This is a genomic window from uncultured Haliea sp., assembly GCF_963973825.1.
Lineage (GTDB): Bacteria > Pseudomonadota > Gammaproteobacteria > Pseudomonadales > Halieaceae > Haliea.
This window is the reverse complement of the sequence record NZ_CAXBAE010000012.1, coordinates 12,249-29,225: the sequence shown is the minus strand read 5'-3', so window position 1 is coordinate 29,225 and position 16,977 is coordinate 12,249. Positions and strand designations below refer to the sequence as shown.

Sequence of the window (16,977 nt, the reverse complement as noted above, 5' to 3'; positions counted from 1 at the left end):
GAATGTTGCTCAGGATCAATTTTTGCCCATATCGCAATATACCGCGTGCAGCCATTCACGCTGGGGGACAAGGGCCCTATACTGCAGGCTGGCAATGGATTGAAGATGCTCATGACACCGACGTTGAAGGGACCCTGGTCCCTCGAGGACACCTACGACTTTCTGCGCGAAAGCACCTTCCCGCTGCGCCTTGCCAGCACCGGCACCGACGGCTACCCGCGGGTGGTCTCGGTGTGGTACGCATTTGCCGAGGAGGCCCTGCTCTGCGTGTCGCACCGCAAGTCAGCGCTGGTGAAGCTGCTGCAGCGCGATCCGCGGGTCGGTTTTGAAATCTCTCCCAACGAGCCGCCCTACCACGGGGCCCGGGGCCAGGGGCGGGCCAGCATGACCCCCCTGGGCGACAGCGATCTGCTCGAGGTGCTGCTGGAACGCTACCTGGGGCAGCAGGAATCGCGGGTCGGCAACTGGCTGCTCTCGCGCAAGGCCGAAGAAATGCTGATACGCGTGCAACCCGAGCGCATCTTCACCTGGGACTACCGCCAGCGGATGGCGGACGTCACTCCGGATCCGGCAGCACGATAACCGGCACCGGAATCCTGGCCAGCAGCTGCGCGTCTTCATCCGCAAGCACCCTGAACTCCGCGCGACGCAGCAGCAGTGCGCCGCAGCTGGCACGCTGCAGTTGCTGTTCAAGCGCTCGCGCCGAACGCGCCTGCAGCGCCTCGACCTCGGTGCACAGCGGTAGCTGCAACAGCTCTGACGGCACCGGCTGTGAAAGCACACGCAGCGGCCCGGGGCGTAACGGCGCCTTCTCATCGTACACCAGCACCGTGCAGGGTGCCTGCTGCAGCAGCGCGCGGCAGGTGGAACCCAACCGCACACCACCACAGTAGGCAGACAGCCCGGCCTTGCCCAGCACCAGCATATCGGCGGGGCCGACCTGGGCCAGCGTGGCGGCGACAACGCCGCCGCGACGCACCTGCAGTGAATAGCGCAGGCTGCGCCCGGCCGCTGCGGATTCCAGGGCGCGGTTGACCTGCTGCCGCTGCCGCGACAGCGTGGCCTGCATCGCCGTGACCGTCAGCGGCCTGGCCAGCCCGGTACGCGCGCCGACTTCACGGGCGAAGGGAAAGTCCGCCGAACGCAGCAGGTTTTCGTCTTCCACATACAGGGCCACCAGCTCCGCCCGGTGCGCATGCGCGAGCTCTACGGCGGCCCGCAGCGCCGCCAGGCTGTGGCGCGACGCATCCAACATGGCAAGCACGCGGCGCGCCTGCTGTTGCTGCAACGCCTCACTGTTCATCGTCCGCCTCCTCACTCGAGGGCGCGGCGCTATCATCATCCGCCCGCGCCGCCTTGACCGCCGCGGAGAACGCCGCGAGCCGCCGGGTGACGCGCTGCTCCAGCTCGGACGGTGCCAGCCCGGTGAGCAGTGCCAGGGCATCGTCCACATGGTGAATGGCGTAGATGCGGAAGCGCCCGGCCTCGACGGCCGCACGCACCGCCTGCTTCAGCATGAGGTGTTCGACATTGCTCGCTGGCAGCAACACCGCGTGGCCGTCCACCTCGCCCCGCGCGGCGCAGACATCAAAGAAGCCCTCGATCTTCTCGTTCACCCCACCAACGGCCTGCACCTCACCCCGCTGGTTCACCGAACCGGTCACCGCAAAGGCCTGCTTCAACGGCACCTTGCTGATGGCCGACACCAGGGCGCAGATCTCCGCCACCGAGGCACTGTCACCGTCAACACCACCGTAGGACTGCTCGAACGCGAGGCTGGCGGACAGCGACAGCGTGGTGTCCGGCGCGTAGCGGTTCGCCAGGTAGCGGGCGATGATCATCACGCCCTTGGTGTGTATGCGCCCGCCCATGCGCGCCTCCCGCTCGATATCCACCAGCTGGCCGCTGCCGGGCCGCGCGGTGGCCGTGATGCGCGACGGCTGGCCGAACGCGAAGTCACCCAGCGACAGGACCGACAGGCCGTTGACCTGCCCCACGGCCTCACCCTGGGTGGCAATCATGACGATGCCGCGGTGGATCGCCTCGTGACTGCGCTCGCGCAGGCGGCTGGCGCGCCGCAACTGCTGCTCAATCGCCGTTTCCACGTGTTCGCGGCCAATGGTCGTCGCACCCGCCTCCATTGCCCAGTGCTGCGCCTCCCGCAGCAGGTCGCGCAGTTCACGCTGGCGCGCGGTCAGCTTGCGCTGGTCCGAGGCCAGGCGACTGGCGCGCTCGATCACCGCGGCCACACCGCCGCGATCGAGAGGCTGCAGTCCGGCGTCCCGGGCCAGTGTCGCGATCATCCGCGCATACAGCGCCTGGTTGGCGGGATCGCGGTCCAGCGTATCCTCCAGGTCGGCCTGTACCTTGAACAGTTCCAGGAATTCCGGGTCGTGTTCGCAGAGGAGGTAATAGAACAGACGCTCCCCCAACAGCACCACCTTCACATCCAGCGGAATGGGTTCGGGCTCCAGGCTCACGGTGCTGATCAGGCCGTAGGCCTGCTCCAGACTCTCGGTGCGGATCTGCCCCGCCCGCAGCACCCGTTTCAGCGTTTCCCAGGCGCCGGGCTGGGTCAGCAGGCCGCGCACATCGAGCACCAGGTACCCGCCATTGGCCCGGTGCAGTGCGCCGGCACGGATCAGGGAAAAATCCGTCACCAGGGTGCCGTTGTGCACATGATGTTCGGTACGACCCACCAGGTGCTGGTGACTGGGCAGGTCCTGATAGACCACCGGCGCCCCCTTCGCCTCCGCGTTGTCCACCAGCAGATTGACCTGGAACCGGCTGAACACCGCCTCGGGAGACAGCTCCGGATTCTCGGCGAGGAACGCGGCGGCGTGGGACAGCACCGCCTGGCGACAGGCATCCAGGTGCTCCAGCACCGCGGGCTGCTGCCGATAGCGCTCCTCCAGCTCGTTCAGCGGTGCGCCGATGGCGGTCGTCAGCATTTCGGCGTTGAGGGTATCCACCTGCTGGCGCAGCTCCCGGGCCAGCAGGGGCATCTGGCGGATGGCCTGCGTCAGCTTGCGCTGCAGAATCTCCACCGTCGCCTCGATGCGCTCCTTGTCCCCTTTGGGCAGGGCACGAAAATCTTCGGGCGACATCATCGCGTCGCTATCGGCTTTGCCGTCAACCGGCGCGAAAGTGAATCCGTTGGGCGTGGAAACCAGCAGGATGTCCTGCTCACGGGCCTCCCGGCGGATCGCCTCGATGGCATCGCGCTGACGCTCCCCCATGGCCTGGTTCAGGTCCTGCAGGCGGTTCTGGTACTCCTCGCTTTCGAGCAGTGCGGGGATGGCCGCCCGGAGTTCGTCCACCAGTTGCGTGAGGTCGGCCACCAGTTGCCGCCCCATGCCGGCGGGCAGCGCCAGATACCGCGGTGAGGTAGGGTCGTCGAAATTGTAACGGTAGGCCCAGTCACCCGGCGTGTCCTCCGCCGCAGCACGCTGCGCCAGGAACTGCTCCACCAGGTCGTGACGCCCGTGGCCGGGGTCCCCCAGCACATAGAGGTTGAACCCGTCGCTGCGAATGGCGGTGCCGAAACTGAGCGCTTCGCGCGCCCGGTCGTGACCGTACAGGAGGTCCAGGGGCTCCAGGCCTTCCGTGGTGGTGAAATCGAATCCTTCGCCCGAGCAGGCGCGGTAGATCTGTTCCGCGGCCAGTGGTTCCAGCATTGAGCGCCCTCCTTTGCAACAACGGGAAAGCGAATCATAGCAGGCGGCGGGCAAAAAAAACCCGAGGCAGTCGCCCCGGGTTCACATCAACAGGCGGCGCCTAGATGGACATCTCCAGCTTGCGTGACAGCCGGTCTTCCAACTGTTCGTCGAGCTTGCGCGAGATCGCCTCGGCGGATACCGCCAGTTCGCGCTCGACGGCCTCGGCCTGGGCCTGCTCCTCTGCACGCGTGGCCGGTTGCCAGTCTGCGCTCAGCGCCGGTTCGTTCATGGCCAGCAGCATGCGGCCCTCCTGTTCGGCCGTCTGCGCGAAGGCGGTGCTGCCCAGGGCAGCGGTAAGCGCCAGGGTGCCGAGCCTGGCTGTTGCAGCCAACATTTTCATTTCCACTCTCCTCAGATGCCGGCAACGGTTGCAGACCATCTGCCACCTCTCGTCTTGCCGGTTTGTTACCACACTTCACATATGGTAACGCTTTTACTCATTTTAAAGGTGAATGGATCATGAATTGTTTGTCATGATCGCCATCTGAGGGTTGTATATTTCTCAGCACTTTCTAGGACTATGCCTTAAATCTATGTTTTATAGGGTTATTTTAATACCTGACAAAAACAATCGGGAAATTGTGAAAATTACCGTACCGGTATTGTCCAGAGTGTTACCCAGCCATCAGAGCCTCGACAGCAGGCCGCCCATCTTCTGCGCCAGCGGATAATCCCCTGCCGTCCAGCCCAGACGCACCAGCACCAGCGCCTCGTCGGGCAGCACGAGCACCGCCTGCCCCCGGTTACCCAGCATGGCATACGCATCGGGCGGCAGGCCGGGCCAGCGGAGTTCGCTGCCGCCGCCGTTCAGCCACAGCTGGTAACCGTAGCGTGGGTCGTTGAGGCTGTTATTCGGCCGGGTCGCGCGGGCCACCCAGTCCGGCGGCAGAAAGGGGCGACCGTTGACGGCACCCTGGTCCAGCAGGAGTCTGCCAAGCCGCACCCAGTCACGGGCGGTGGCGTAGACGAAGGAACTGGCGACCACAAGCCCGGTGGGATCCACTTCCAGCACCGCGCCCGCCATCCCCAGGGGTTGCAGCACTTCGCGCTGCAGGAAGTCCAGCTGCGCCTGCGGGCCGCCCAGCCGCTCCGCGGCGAAACGCGCCAGCAGGTTGGTGCTGCCCGAGGAGTAGTAGAACTGTTCTCCGGGCGGGTGTTCCGCCGGGCTCGCCAGTGCCACCGCCGAGGCGCTGGGTGCGCGAAACAGCATTCGCGTGGAATCGCTGCCCGGCACGTAGTCCTCTTGCCAGCCCAGCCCGGAGGTCATCTGCAACACCTCGGTCAGGCCAATACGCGCGCGATCATCCTGGGCCCATTCAGGAAACAGCGGCCCCGGGACACCGGCGGGAATGATCTCCAGCGCCTCCATGCGGCCAATCACAATGGCCATCAGGGATTTGCCCATCGACCAGCCCAGCAGGCGGGAACCGGCATCAAAGCCCGGCGCATAGCTCTCGGCAATCAGGGTGTCCCCCTGCAGCACCAGCAGGGCGCGGGTCTGCAACCCCTCGGCGTTATCGGCCCTCAGCACGGCCTGCGTCGCCTGTTGCGCCGGATCCGCGATAGCCACCGCAAGCGGCATGCCGGGTGACGCTGCCCCGGGTGGCACCGACAACCCATCAAGCAGCGCCGCATCGCCAGTATCGAGGGTGCAGCCCAGCCCGGGGCGGTAGGTCGCGGAGGTGGCCGCCAGACCAAACAGGGTGACCCGCACACCGTCGGCCGTGAAGTCCAGCGACAGCCGGCGATTGACCTCTGCGTAACTGGCCAGGTCATCCAGTATGCGCTGGTCGTCGAAGCCGCTGACAAAACGCCCGGAACAGGCCAGCTTGGCACCGAGCCCGGTGGCCAGCGCAAGGGCGTTGCCCAGCTGCCAGAGCGGCGTACCCAGCAACGCGGGGGGCGCCACGAACAACACGGTCAATAGCGGCAGGAAAATCAGCAACACAGGTTTCATCAGCAGTTTCCGTATCAGCGCAGGGCACAGCACCGCCAGCTTACGTCAGAACCTGCTGCGCCAGAAACAGGCTTGACGCCAAGCCGCGCGATCAGTTCTACTCGCTACACCCTGTCACCAAGAGTGTACGCCATGCCCGCCCTGGAAATCCTTGCCCCCGCCGCCCTCCTCGCCAGCTGGTCCCTGGTGATGCTGATCTGGATGGCCGCTACCCGCCTGCCCGCCATGAGCAAATCGGGGCTGGATCTGTCCAAGCCACAGCCGGGTGGCCGCCGCGGCGCCGACCTCGAAGGGGTACTGCCCGACCACGTGAACTGGAAGGCGCACAACTATACGCACCTGCACGAACAGCCCACGGTGTTCTACGCGCTGTGCTGCATTCTGGCGATCACCGGCATCGACAGCAGCCTCGCCGTTCAGCTGGCCTGGGCCTACCTGCTGCTGCGCATCGCGCACAGTATCGTGCAGGTCACCACCAACTACGTGCCGGTGCGCTTCCTGCTGTTCCTGCTGTCCTCGCTGGCACTCGCCGGCCTGGCCGCCATCGCGGTACGCGCCACCCTCTAGGACACCCCGCATGGCTCTCCTCTTCAGGACCCTCCTGGCCGCCCTGCTGTCAGGCAGCATCAGCGCACTCGCGGCCCCCACGTTCCAGCCCGCCCAGGCCCTGCCGCCCGGACACTGGGTGGATCACGGTGATGCACTGTGCGACGTTGCCGCCGCCACAGCGGATTACCTGGCCCGCGGCAACGCCTACGACCCGGCTGCAATTCACGGCGGTACCACGGCGTGGTTGCGGACGCCACCCGAGCGCATCCGCGCCACGCTGGACTTCGTGTGTGCAGTCCAGGCGGAGGATGCGCGCCTGGGGCGCCCATCGCGTCTTGCCGACCCGGCGTTTGTGCAGCAGCACTTCGAACTGCTGCGCTGGCAGCCGGACCGTGCGCGGGCAGCGCAGCTGGCCAGCGGCAAGCCGCTACTGCAGAACCTGCCGGCCGAACGCCTGCTGATGACCAAGTACTACGTGCGCGTGGCGTCGGGCAGCGAGCAGCCATCCCCCGCCACGCCGCACGCGCTCTACGGCCTGCCCCACGATGAGGCACAGCTGACCCTGGACGAGGCGGACGCGCTGGGCAGCGCTATCACCCGCTTCCAGTTCGGCAAGCAGGCCATCGTGGCGCAGGAGACCAACTCGGCAACCGCCAGTGCCATGGCCCAGCGCGCGCCGCCGCTGATCTGGCTGAGCCGGGCCGACCTGGAAGGCGCCCTGCTGCAGGGCACCGCCGTGGTCGAGGGCGCCAACGGCCAGAAACGCTACTTCAACGTCCACCGCAATAACGGCATCGCCTACGACCGCACGCGGAAACCCGAAGAGCAAGAGCGCTATTGGTTCTTCAAGGAAGTACCCGGCGTGCTCGGCTATGGCAAGGACGCCGACTACAAGATTCGCGTGCAGCCCCTGGTGACCGTGGCGGGGGATATTTTCCAGCTCGGCCTCGGACGCCTGGTGCTGCTGCGCACCGCGGAAGCGGGCCAGCCCACGTACCGGCTGAACGTGATGGCGGACACCGGCGGCGCTTTTCATGACAATCTGTACCAGCTCGACTGGCTGAGCGGCTACTACCGCGATTGGGCGGGGTATCATGCGGCAAACCGCCACATTGGCGACTATGCCGACGCCTGGCTGCTGCTGAAACGGGAGTAAGTCGCAAGCCGGCCCGGCCCGCATCACACCACTCGGGAGGTTGTATGGAGTACTGGCTGGCCTGGTTTCACGAAGGTAACGATCAGGTAAAACAGGTTGCCGCGGCGGCGGAAAAAATGGGCTATGCCGGCATTGCGGTGTCGGATCACGTGGCCATTCCCCGCGACTACACCGCTGTGCATCCCTCCGGGCAGCGCCACATCCACGCCCACACTCGCTTTCCCGACCCCATGATCACCATCGCCACCATGGCGGCAGTGACGGAACAACTGCGCTTCATGACCTACGTGTATGTGCTGACCATGCGCGAGCCGTTCAGCGCGGCAAAACAGGCCGCCACGCTTGCCATGCAGACAGACAATCGGTTCGTGTTTGGCGTGGGCGCCGGCTGGTGCGAGGATGAGATTGCCGTGCTCGGCCACGACCCGCGTAACCGCGGCAAGCGCATGGACGCGATGCTGGAGGTGATGCAGGATTTCTGGGAAGACGGCATGGCGGAAGCGGACAACGCCTTCTACCGCTTCCCGCCCACCGGGCAGTTTCCGGTGCCCGGCAAAGTACCGGTATGGATTGGCGGCAAATCCCCTGCGGCCCTGCGCCGCGCAGCGCGCTTCGATGGCTGGATGGGCATGAACTACCCGATGGCGGAGATCCGCGAGCTGCTGGATCGGCTCAACGCCGAGCGCGCGATCGTCGAGGCGGAACGTGGTACAGAGCCCTTCGGCCGCTTTGTGATGCCGCAGACCGAGCCGGACCCCGGCATCTACCACCAGTTGGAGGACTGGGGCATCGACGGCACCATCGCCATGGCCTGGACCGTTGACGACCCGGCCTTCCACCCGCTGGAGGCCAAGCTGGAAGCCATGGAGCAGTTTGCCGACCGTTTCATCAAACCGCGCTGAGCGCCAGGGTGACCGCAATGAACTATGGCAGCGTGGTACGTGATGGCGTGACCTTGCATTACGTTGAGTGTCGCGCCGGGGCGGAGCAACCCTGGGTGATTTTTTGCCACGGTTTCCCGGGGCTCGCCTACAGCTGGCGTCACCAGTTGCCGGCTGTGGCCAGCGCAGGCTTCAACGCCGTGGCCTTCGACCAGCGCGGCTATGGCCGCTCCAGTCGACCCACCGACCCGATGCTGTATGACAGCGAGCACACCGTAGGGGATGTGCTGGGCCTGATGGATCACCTGGGCCTGTCGCGCGCGGTGCTGGTGGGGCACGACTTCGGCGCGGCGCAGGTCTACAACGTGGCCGTGCGTCACCCGGACCGTGTCATGGCGGTGGTCGGCGTCGCCTGCCCCTACGATTTCGACCTCGCCGGACGCGGCGGCGCCGGCGCCAACCCGCCCCCGGGCAGCGCATACCCGCGCGCCTTTGCCCGTCCGGACAAGGCACCGAGCACCTGCTTTGCCGAGGTTGCGGCGCAGCACTTCTACCACATGCACTACTATCAACAGCCGGAGCGGCCGGAGCGCGAGCTGGCGCAGAACCCGCGCCTGTTCCTGACCCGCCTGTTCTGGGCACTGTGCGCCGACGGTCACCTGCTGGACTGGACCCGCTTCTCCACCGAGGGCAACAGCTACCTCGATGTGCTCGCGGACCCCTCGATACCCCTCCCCTGGCCGTGGATGACGGAACAGGACCTGCAGACCTACGTCGACGAATTCACCCACTGCGCGCCGGGGTTGGAGTTCATCGGTGGCATCAACTCCTACCGGGTCGCGGACCGCAACTGGGAGATTGGTCGGGCGTGGGCGGATGCCCGGGTGACGCCGCCGTCGCTGTTCATCGCCGGGAGCGCAGACCCGGTGCTGCAGATGATTGGCGACGATGCGCTCGCCGTACTGGCGCGCTGCTCCAGCGACCTGCGCGGTGTCGAGCTGATACCGGGGGCCGGCCACTTCGTGCAGCAGGAACAGCCCGAGGCATTCAACCGTGCCCTGTTGCGCTTTCTGGATACGCTGCCCGCCAGGCAATAACCGCGCGCTGCGCCGTCAGTCCTGAACGCGTTCCAGGTCACCGGGGAAGGCCGCACCGGCGCGCCAGTAATGCCAGGCCGCCCAGACATTGGCCAGCGAGCAGATCAACAGCGCCCAGCGCAGTGAGTGCACCCCGTAGTCCGCGGCCAGCAGGTCGCTGATCAGCCCGACCACCGACGGGCCCAGCGCCAGCCCGATGATATTGATCACAAACAGCAGAATGGCCGAGGCCACGCTGCGCATGCGCAGGCCCACCAGGGTCTGGGTCTGGGCGAAGGTGGTGGCCTGGTAGAAGTTGCCCAGCATCACCGGCAGCACCATCAACAGCAGCACCGCGCGAATATCATCCAGCACAAACACGAACACCCCGGCGGGCACCGAAATCAGCAGGGCCACCGCGACGATCCACAGATACCAGCGCGCATCGCGGGCGCCGAAGTGGTCTGCGAGCCGCCCGCCCAGCACGATCCCGATACCGCCGGGAATGCCGAATATCAGGCCCAGCCAGGTACCGATCTCACCCGAAGACATGCCGTGGGAGCGCGCCAGGAAAGCGGCGGACCAGGAAATCAGTCCGTAGCCGACAAAGGCGGTGATGCCGCCGCCGAGCGCCATGTGCACAAAGGAGCGGCGCGCCAGCAGGTAGCGAAACACGGTACCGATCGCGGGCTGCTGCCCGGGCGCGGTCACCCGGGTTTCCGACATGCCGCGGTCCGGCTCACGCACGGTGAAGCGAATCACCAGCGCCAGTACAATGCCCGGAATGCCCACCACGAAAAACGCCACACGCCAGCCGAACCACTCGTTCATCCAGCCGCCAACGAAAAACCCGAACAGGATGCCGATCGGAATCCCCAGCGAATAAATACCCAGTGCCGTGGCCCGCTCATTGGCGGGGTAGTAATCCGCCAGCATGGAATGCGCAGGCGGCGAGCACCCGGCCTCCCCGACCCCGACGCCAATGCGATAGACCAGCAGTTGCCAGTAATTCTGCGCCAGGCCCTGGGCCGCGGTGAACACGCTCCAGATACCCACCGCGGCGGCAATCAGGTTGCGGCGGTTGGCGCGGTCCGCGTAGCGGGCTATGGGAATACCCATGAGGGTATAGAACACCGCGAACCCAAGGCCCGTGAGCAGGCCCATGGCGGTATCGCTGACGCCCAGTTCCAGGCGGATGGGCTCCACCAGTATCCCGAGAATCTGGCGGTCAATGAAATTGAAAGTGTAGGCGATGACCAGGATGGTCAGCACGTAGCGTCGCGTACCCGCTGAAAACAGCGAGGACGCAACGCCGGTAGCGGGCGGTGCTTCAGCCACGTCGGGGCTCCTTTTCTTATTGTCCGACAGACTATGTGTCTATCGCCCGGGGTGCAAGCGGTGAGGTGACTGCCCGCGCCCGCGCCGCCCTATTTGGGTGTCAACGTGATATCGATGTTGCCGCTGATACTGAGTTTCATTCCCGCAGCCTCGGCGGCCTCGACCAGTGCCGCGAGGTCGGCCTTGGTCTGGCGCAGTTCGTTGATGCGCTTGACGCCGGCGGCATCGGTCTCACCGAACCGTTCACGCCGGCTCCAGTTATTGCGCTGGTGAAAACTGATCTTGTCCTCAATCAGCGTCATCAACAGTTGATTGGCCTCGTCCGGGTAGAACACGCCGCTGATCAATCGGAACCGTTGAGCATCCAACTCGTCTGTCATGCTGAAGTCCTTACAGGTATTTGTCGGTGACCGCGCCTTCCGATGCGGAGGCCACGGTTTTCGCGAACTTGGCCAGCAGGCCGCGGGTGTAGCGCGGTGCCGGCGGCTGCCAGCGCGCGAGTCGCGCGGCGATTTCTTCCGCGCACAGGGTAACGTCGATCCGCGCCGCTTCCGCATCGATGACAATCTCATCGCCATCCTCGACGATCGCCAGCGGCCCCCCTTCACTCGCCTCCGGCGTGATGTGCCCCACCACAAAGCCGTGACTACCACCGGAGAAGCGACCGTCGGTGATCAGCGCCACATCGGCGCCGAGACCCTTGCCCATCAGGGCCGATGTGGGGCTCAGCATCTCCCGCATGCCAGGGCCGCCGCGGGGCCCTTCGTAGCGAATCACCACCACATCACCCTTCACCACGCGGCCGTCGAGAATGGCCTGCAGGGATTCCTCTTCCGAGTGGAACACGCGCGCCCTGCCCTGGAAGCGCAGGCCTTCCTTGCCGGTAATCTTCGCCACCGAACCCTCCGGGGCAAGGTTGCCGCGCAGGATCATCAGGTGGCTGTCGCGCTTGATGGGGTTGTCGAAGGCGCGGATGATGTCCTGCGACTCGGGGTACGGTGCCACGTCTGCCAGATTCTCGGCGAGGGTTTTACCCGTGACCGTGAGGCAGTCGCCGTGCAGCAAACCCCGATCCAGCAGCATTTTCATCAGCGGCTGGATGCCGCCAATGGCAATCAGCTCCGACATCATGTACTTGCCGCTGGGACGCAGGTCCGCCAGCACCGGGACTTTTGCGCCGACGCGGACAAAATCATCCAGCGTCAGCTCCACCTGTACTGCGTGGGCCATGGCCAGCAGGTGCAGCACGGCGTTGGTGGAGCCACCGAGGGCAATGACCGTGGCGATGGCATTTTCGAACGCCTCCCGGGTCATGATGTCGGAGGGCTTGATGTCGCGCTCCAGAAGCGCGAGTACCGCTGCCCCCGCCTGCCGGCAGTCCTCCGCCTTGGAGCGGGACACCGCCTCCTGTGCGGAGCTGTTGGGCAGGCTCATGCCCAGGGCCTCGATTGCCGACGCCATGGTGTTTGCCGTGTACATACCGCCACAGGAGCCGGGGCCCGGGATGGCGGTCTCCTCAATCTGCTTCACCTGCAGCAGGTTCAGGTCACCCCGCGCGTGCTGTCCCACCGCCTCGAACACCGAAATAATGTCGGTGTGGTTGGCGCCGGGCTGGATGGTGCCGCCGTAGACAAACACCGCGGGACGGTTGAGCCGCGCAATGCCGATCATGCAGCCCGGCATGTTCTTGTCACAGCCCCCCACAGCCACCAGGCCGTCAAAGCCCTGGCAGCCGGCCACGGCTTCGATGGAGTCCGCAATGATCTCCCGCGACACCAGCGAGTACTTCATGCCCTCGGTGCCATTGGCAATGCCGTCGGAAATGGTGATGGTATTGAACACCACACCCTTGCCGCCGGCCTCATCGGCACCCGCACAGGCCTCGTCTGCCAGCGCGTTGATGTGCATGTTGCAGGGGGTGACCATGCTCCAGGTGGATGCGATGCCGATTTGCGGCTTGTGGAAATCCTCGTCGGTGAAGCCCACCGCGCGCAGCATGGCGCGGGCCGGGGCTTTCTCGATGCCATCCACAACAAGGGACGAGTGGCTGCGTTTGTCTTTCACGGTGATGCTGTCCTCCGGTTTTGCTGGTTGAGTATACGCTGCGGGCACTGAACTGGCTTGGCACACCGGGCGCAGCACACCGGCGCCGACTGAGGCGCCACTGCCGAGCCGGTCATCAGGGGTTGCACCAGCCGCAATGCTGCGGGTCAGCGGTTTCCTGTGGCGGGGGCTCACGCTGCTCGTGCCGGCAGACGCTGCAGCGGCGTATGACAGTGAGCGGCAGCGAGGTCGGCGCGGCGCACTCGGCACAGGGCAACCCCGGTTCGAAACGGTCTGCCCAGAAGTCCAGGGCGGCACAGGCGGGGCACAGCGTTCGCAGGCGCCGGGCGAGCTGCTCGGCCGCCTGACGGATATAGGCCTGGCGCTCAGGGCAATGCATGGCCCTGAGATCCGGCTCAATCAACAGCCTGTCCAGATCGCCGCCCGCCCTTTGCGGCGACACCGTATCACGCAGGGCCTGCAATACAGCCGCCGCGCCGCGCAACCCCTTGCTCACGCCCCCCGGATGGCGAACGATCCAGCCCTGCTCGTCACCGTGGGCTGCCAACTGTTGCGCAAGCCGCTGCTCGGAGACCCAGGTGACAGGCGCGACCCGCACCGGGCCCGCGGCCCGCGCCACAATTTCCTGGCCGGATTGACGGTCCCAGAGCACCAGGAGCTCTTCGTCCCAGTTCACCAGGCCCGCCATGGGGCCGCCGCCGAAGCTGCCCTCACTGCCCAGGCCCAGGTCGAGGCCGGTGATTTCACAGGCCAGCCGGGCCTTGTGCCGCGCGCAGTCCAGGGGGCTCAGGCTGCGCTCAACTTCACCGGAAAAGGTGCCCAGCTGGTCGGTGTCGAAGGCATCGGTGACCGTCAGCACAAAGCCCAACGCCGCCAGCGGTGGCGCCACCAGGTCGCCTTTGGCGTGGCGGGTGAGCAGGGCAATCGGGCGGTCGGCGAGTGCGCGCATATCATCCATCATTCCAGAACAGACCGTATAGTATCCCAGGCAGGCAGCTGCGACCGCGCCATACTGCGGTCATGACTGGATTTTGTATAACAGTTACTTTCGATAATATCGTTCTTTTTTCGAGAACTTTTTATGCGCCAGCTGAACTTTCACCACCTGTACTACTTCTGGGTGGTCGCCAAGGAGGGCCACCTGACGCGAGCGGCGCAGCAATTGCACGTATCACAGTCCGCCCTGTCGTCACAGATCAAGCAGCTGCAGGAACAGCTCGGCCACGAGTTGTTCAGCCGCGATGGTCGCTCCCTGCGCCTGACGGAAGTGGGCCATCTGGTGCTGGAGTACGCCGAGAGCATTTTCAACCTGGGCAGCGAACTGCTGGCCCTCACCGAGAGCGGCGAATTGCAGCGCCTGCAGCGGCTGCGCATCGGGTCAGTGGCCACCCTGTCGCGCAACTTCCAGGAGAACTTCCTGCGGCCGGTGATTGGCGAGGCGAAGATCAAGCTGGTCATCCGTTCAGCCAGCCTGGAGGAATTGCTGGAGCAGCTGCGCGTGCACAGACTGGACCTGATCCTCTCCAACCGCGCCGTGGCCGCAGACACCTCCACACCCTGGCGCTGCCAGCAGATTGCCGAACAGAGTGTGTGCATTGTCGGCCCACCGGGCAAAGCGGCGAAAACCTTCCGCTTCCCGCAGAATCTCGGCACCCTGCCACTGCTGTTGCCCGGCCCCAACAGCGAGATCCGCAACCAGTTCGACCTGCTCTGCGAACAGCACGGGGTTGAGGTGGACCCCTACGCCGAGGTGGAGGACATGGCCATGCTGCGCCTGCTGGCCCGCGACTCCGGCGGGCTCGCCGTGGTACCGGAGGTGGTGGTGCAGGATGAACTGGAGTCCGGCAGGCTGCAGCGCTACTGCGTGCTGGACACGGTTGTCGAGCGCTTCTACGCCATCACCGCGAAACGCCATTTCGAGCTGGTGGCGCTGAAAACCCTGCTGGAACGCTACCAGAACAGCCCCCCGGAAACACCACGGCGGGACAAGGCCCGCAAGCGGACACGCTGAGCCACGTGGCTGGGCACGGCGATACGGGCACGGCACCCGCGGTGGTCTGGTTCAAACGCGACCTGCGCCTGAGCGACCACGCACCCCTCTGCGAAGCGATCGCCAGCGGCCGGCCGCTGCTGCTGATCTACTGCTTCGAGCCCTCCCTGCTTGCGGACCCGCACTACGCCACGCGCCACTGGCGCTTTGTCACCCAGTCACTGCGGGACATGAACCGGCGCCTGAAACCCCTGGGCACCCGCGTTCATGTCTTTCTCAGCGAAATGCTGCCGCTGTTGCAGGCCCTGCAGCAGGACGTGGGCCTCGGCTCGCTGCACAGCCACGAAGAAACCGGCCTGGCCATCACCTATGACAGGGATCGCGCCGTGGCCGATTTCTGCAGGGCGGCAGGCGTACCCTGGCTGGAGTCGCCGAGTAACGGTGTGCAGCGCGGGCGGCGCAACCGGCAGGGCTGGGCCGCCGCCTGGCAACAAAGCATGCAACAGCCGCTCGCGACGCCGCCGCTGCAGAGCGCGCGCCCCGCCCTGCTGCGCGCGGGTGGACGTAGCGAAGCCCTGCGCGCACGCGGGCGCGTCGACCCCGCCTGGCTTGCCGACGAGTCGGCGTTCCAGCGCGGCGGTGAAAGCGAAGCCCAGGGCTGGTTGCAGAGTTTTCTCTCACAGCGCCACACGCGTTACGCCTCCAGCCTGTCCAGCCCCGTTGCCAGCCGCGACCACTGCTCACGGCTCTCGCCCTACCTCGCCTGGGGCAACCTGAGCATGCGCCAGCTCTGGCAGGCGCTACAGCAGGCGCGCGCCCGCGGTGGCCCACAGCGGTCGCTGGCGGCCTTCGAGTCACGGCTCTACTGGCACTGCCATTTCATCCAGAAATTCGAGATGGAATGCGAGATGCAGTTTCGCGACCTGAACCGCGGCTACGCCCGGCTCGAGCGCCCACGCAACCAGGCACATGTCGACGCCTGGGCAGCGGGCGCAACCGGCTTTCCCGCCGTGGATGCCGCCATGCGCTGCCTGCACGCAACCGGTTACCTGAACTTTCGCTGGCGCGCCATGCTGGTGAGTTTTCTCACCCACCACCTGTGGCAGGACTGGCGGCTGGGTACCACGCACCTCGCCCGCCTGTTTCTGGACTTCGAGCCCGGCATTCACTACCCGCAGTTCCAGATGCAGGCGGGTGTCACGGGCATGAATACCGTGCGCATCTACAACCCGGTCAAGCAATCCATGGAGCACGATGCCGACGGACAGTTCCTGCGCCAGTGGCTGCCCGAGTTGCGTGCGCTGCAGGCACCGCTGATTCACCGGCCCTGGGCGATCGCGCCGATGGAATCGGCCTGGCTGGGGCTGGACCTTGACTACCCGGCACCCATCGTCGACCTGCAGGCTGCCCACCGGCGGGCACGGGAGCAGCTCTGGGCCCTGCGCGATGACCCGCTGGTGATGCAGGAGGCGGAGCGGATACTGGGGCGGCACATCGAGCGCGGCAAAGGCCGGCACGCTCGACGCCGCTAGCGGTCGCCGGAGGGCTCGAGAACGGGCACCAGAATCTCATTGCGCCGCATGAACCACGGCATGAACGGCGGGTCGTAGCGGGCCCAAACCGGCTCACCCACCACCGTCAGGGACTGCTCGGCAATCCATGCGGCCAGTTTTTCCCGGTGCTGCTGGTAGCGCTCTTTCGACCAGAAGCCTGAATAGCGCACCGCGGCCATGAACTGCGCGGGCACCTGGCGCAGGGTAACGGCCGGATCATCCGGCTGCGGAAGCGTCTCCAGGGAGTAGGACGCGGGCATCATGAAACTCACCACCCAGCGGCCATCCACCCGCTGCTGCCCGACCGGCGAGGTCATGTCGATCTTCTCGCTGCCCGCCTGCTGGCCGACGGGTGATGTCATGTCGAGGCTTTCACGCGATGTGTTGCTGCCCGATATATAGTCAAACAGCCGGCGAAAGGCCTTGCTGCCCGCGCCCTCAAAATCGCCCTCGACGACGGTTTCGGCCAGAATATGCGGCGCATAGTGGCGCAGCTCAAAGGGCTCATCCGCCTGCACAACGGCGTATTCCGCTTCTTCAACGGCCATAGCATTCCCCATCCCCGCCAGCGTAAGGAACGCGCCCACAGCGAACGGCCTGCACATGCGCTTCAGTGAGCGCAGGGTGATTCTCCCAACCCCTGCAGGGGTGACAGTGTAGAGTGGGGGCAAGGCCATTGGCATGGATACGCGCT

The 16,977-nt window shown here is 65.8% G+C and carries 16 protein-coding genes; 7 read left to right on the top strand and 9 right to left on the bottom strand.

Translation table 11 applies throughout. The features are described 5' to 3' along the window. Positions 1 to 111: 111 nt before the first annotated feature. Complete coding sequence (locus AACZ17_RS13550; RefSeq protein ID WP_339638470.1) at positions 112 to 582, top strand: pyridoxamine 5'-phosphate oxidase family protein; 471 nt, start codon at positions 112 to 114, stop codon at positions 580 to 582. On the opposite strand, the gene AACZ17_RS13545 is transcribed toward AACZ17_RS13550, so the two are convergent. The 4 genes from AACZ17_RS13545 to AACZ17_RS13530 form a co-directional block, all read right to left on the bottom strand. Next, positions 557 to 1,303 carry a universal stress protein gene (locus AACZ17_RS13545; RefSeq protein WP_339638469.1) on the bottom strand — a complete coding sequence of 249 codons (747 nt, stop codon included), beginning with the start codon at positions 1,301 to 1,303 and terminating at the stop codon, positions 557 to 559. The genes AACZ17_RS13550 and AACZ17_RS13545 overlap by 26 nt on opposite strands. Beyond that, the gene (locus AACZ17_RS13540; protein ID WP_339638467.1) at positions 1,293 to 3,677 is read right to left on the bottom strand and encodes an ATP-binding protein; all 2,385 of its coding nucleotides are present in this window, start codon (positions 3,675 to 3,677) and stop codon (positions 1,293 to 1,295) included. The genes AACZ17_RS13545 and AACZ17_RS13540 overlap by 11 nt, the downstream gene beginning before the upstream one ends. Positions 3,678 to 3,777: 100 nt before the next feature. Continuing rightward, a complete protein-coding gene (locus tag AACZ17_RS13535) occupies positions 3,778 to 4,059 on the bottom strand; it encodes a hypothetical protein (protein WP_339638465.1) in 282 nt (93 codons plus the stop codon). Positions 4,060 to 4,344: 285 nt separating this feature from the next. Further along, complete coding sequence (locus AACZ17_RS13530) at positions 4,345 to 5,676, bottom strand: serine hydrolase (protein WP_339638462.1); 1,332 nt, start codon at positions 5,674 to 5,676, stop codon at positions 4,345 to 4,347. Between the two features lie 132 nt (positions 5,677 to 5,808). Here AACZ17_RS13530 and AACZ17_RS13525 point away from each other — a divergent pair, with 132 nt between their 5' ends. The 4 genes from AACZ17_RS13525 to AACZ17_RS13510 are packed head-to-tail and all read left to right on the top strand — an operon-like array spanning position 5,809 to position 9,359. Next, positions 5,809 to 6,243, top strand: a complete 435-nt coding sequence (locus tag AACZ17_RS13525; RefSeq protein WP_339638461.1) for an MAPEG family protein — start codon at positions 5,809 to 5,811, stop codon at positions 6,241 to 6,243. 10 nt (positions 6,244 to 6,253) lie between these two features. Then, complete coding sequence (locus AACZ17_RS13520) at positions 6,254 to 7,381, top strand: MltA domain-containing protein (protein ID WP_339638459.1); 1,128 nt, start codon at positions 6,254 to 6,256, stop codon at positions 7,379 to 7,381. 44 nt (positions 7,382 to 7,425) lie between these two features. Continuing rightward, positions 7,426 to 8,283 (top strand): TIGR03619 family F420-dependent LLM class oxidoreductase, encoded by an 858-nt coding sequence (locus AACZ17_RS13515; protein ID WP_339638457.1) that lies wholly within the window; start codon positions 7,426 to 7,428, stop codon positions 8,281 to 8,283. A gap of 17 nt (positions 8,284 to 8,300) precedes the next feature. After that, positions 8,301 to 9,359, top strand: coding sequence for an alpha/beta hydrolase (locus AACZ17_RS13510; protein ID WP_339638456.1), 1,059 nt, complete (start codon positions 8,301 to 8,303; stop codon positions 9,357 to 9,359). A 15-nt stretch (positions 9,360 to 9,374) separates the two neighbouring features. Here AACZ17_RS13510 and AACZ17_RS13505 read toward each other — a convergent pair whose 3' ends face one another. From AACZ17_RS13505 to AACZ17_RS13490, 4 genes are all read right to left on the bottom strand, one after another. Then, a complete protein-coding gene (locus AACZ17_RS13505) occupies positions 9,375 to 10,676 on the bottom strand; it encodes an MFS transporter (RefSeq protein ID WP_339638454.1) in 1,302 nt (433 codons plus the stop codon). 89 nt (positions 10,677 to 10,765) lie between these two features. Next, positions 10,766 to 11,056 carry a hypothetical protein gene (locus AACZ17_RS13500; protein WP_339638452.1) on the bottom strand — a complete coding sequence of 97 codons (291 nt, stop codon included), beginning with the start codon at positions 11,054 to 11,056 and terminating at the stop codon, positions 10,766 to 10,768. A gap of 10 nt (positions 11,057 to 11,066) precedes the next feature. After that, complete coding sequence (gene ilvD / locus AACZ17_RS13495) at positions 11,067 to 12,746, bottom strand: dihydroxy-acid dehydratase (RefSeq protein ID WP_339638600.1); 1,680 nt, start codon at positions 12,744 to 12,746, stop codon at positions 11,067 to 11,069. 109 nt (positions 12,747 to 12,855) lie between these two features. Further along, positions 12,856 to 13,701 (bottom strand): DUF6671 family protein, encoded by an 846-nt coding sequence (locus tag AACZ17_RS13490; RefSeq protein WP_339638451.1) that lies wholly within the window; start codon positions 13,699 to 13,701, stop codon positions 12,856 to 12,858. 120 nt (positions 13,702 to 13,821) lie between these two features. Here AACZ17_RS13490 and AACZ17_RS13485 point away from each other — a divergent pair, with 120 nt between their 5' ends. Both AACZ17_RS13485 and AACZ17_RS13480 read left to right on the top strand, forming a co-directional pair. Next, a complete protein-coding gene (locus tag AACZ17_RS13485) occupies positions 13,822 to 14,751 on the top strand; it encodes a LysR family transcriptional regulator (RefSeq protein WP_339638449.1) in 930 nt (309 codons plus the stop codon). Between the two features lie 5 nt (positions 14,752 to 14,756). Then, positions 14,757 to 16,262: a deoxyribodipyrimidine photo-lyase gene (locus AACZ17_RS13480; protein WP_339638447.1), complete on the top strand. Its 1,506-nt coding sequence runs from the start codon at positions 14,757 to 14,759 to the stop codon at positions 16,260 to 16,262. Here the strand turns inward: AACZ17_RS13480 and AACZ17_RS13475 are convergent. After that, positions 16,259 to 16,831: a heme-binding protein gene (locus tag AACZ17_RS13475; protein WP_339638446.1), complete on the bottom strand. Its 573-nt coding sequence runs from the start codon at positions 16,829 to 16,831 to the stop codon at positions 16,259 to 16,261. The genes AACZ17_RS13480 and AACZ17_RS13475 overlap by 4 nt on opposite strands. Between the last annotated feature and the right edge of the window lie 146 nt (positions 16,832 to 16,977).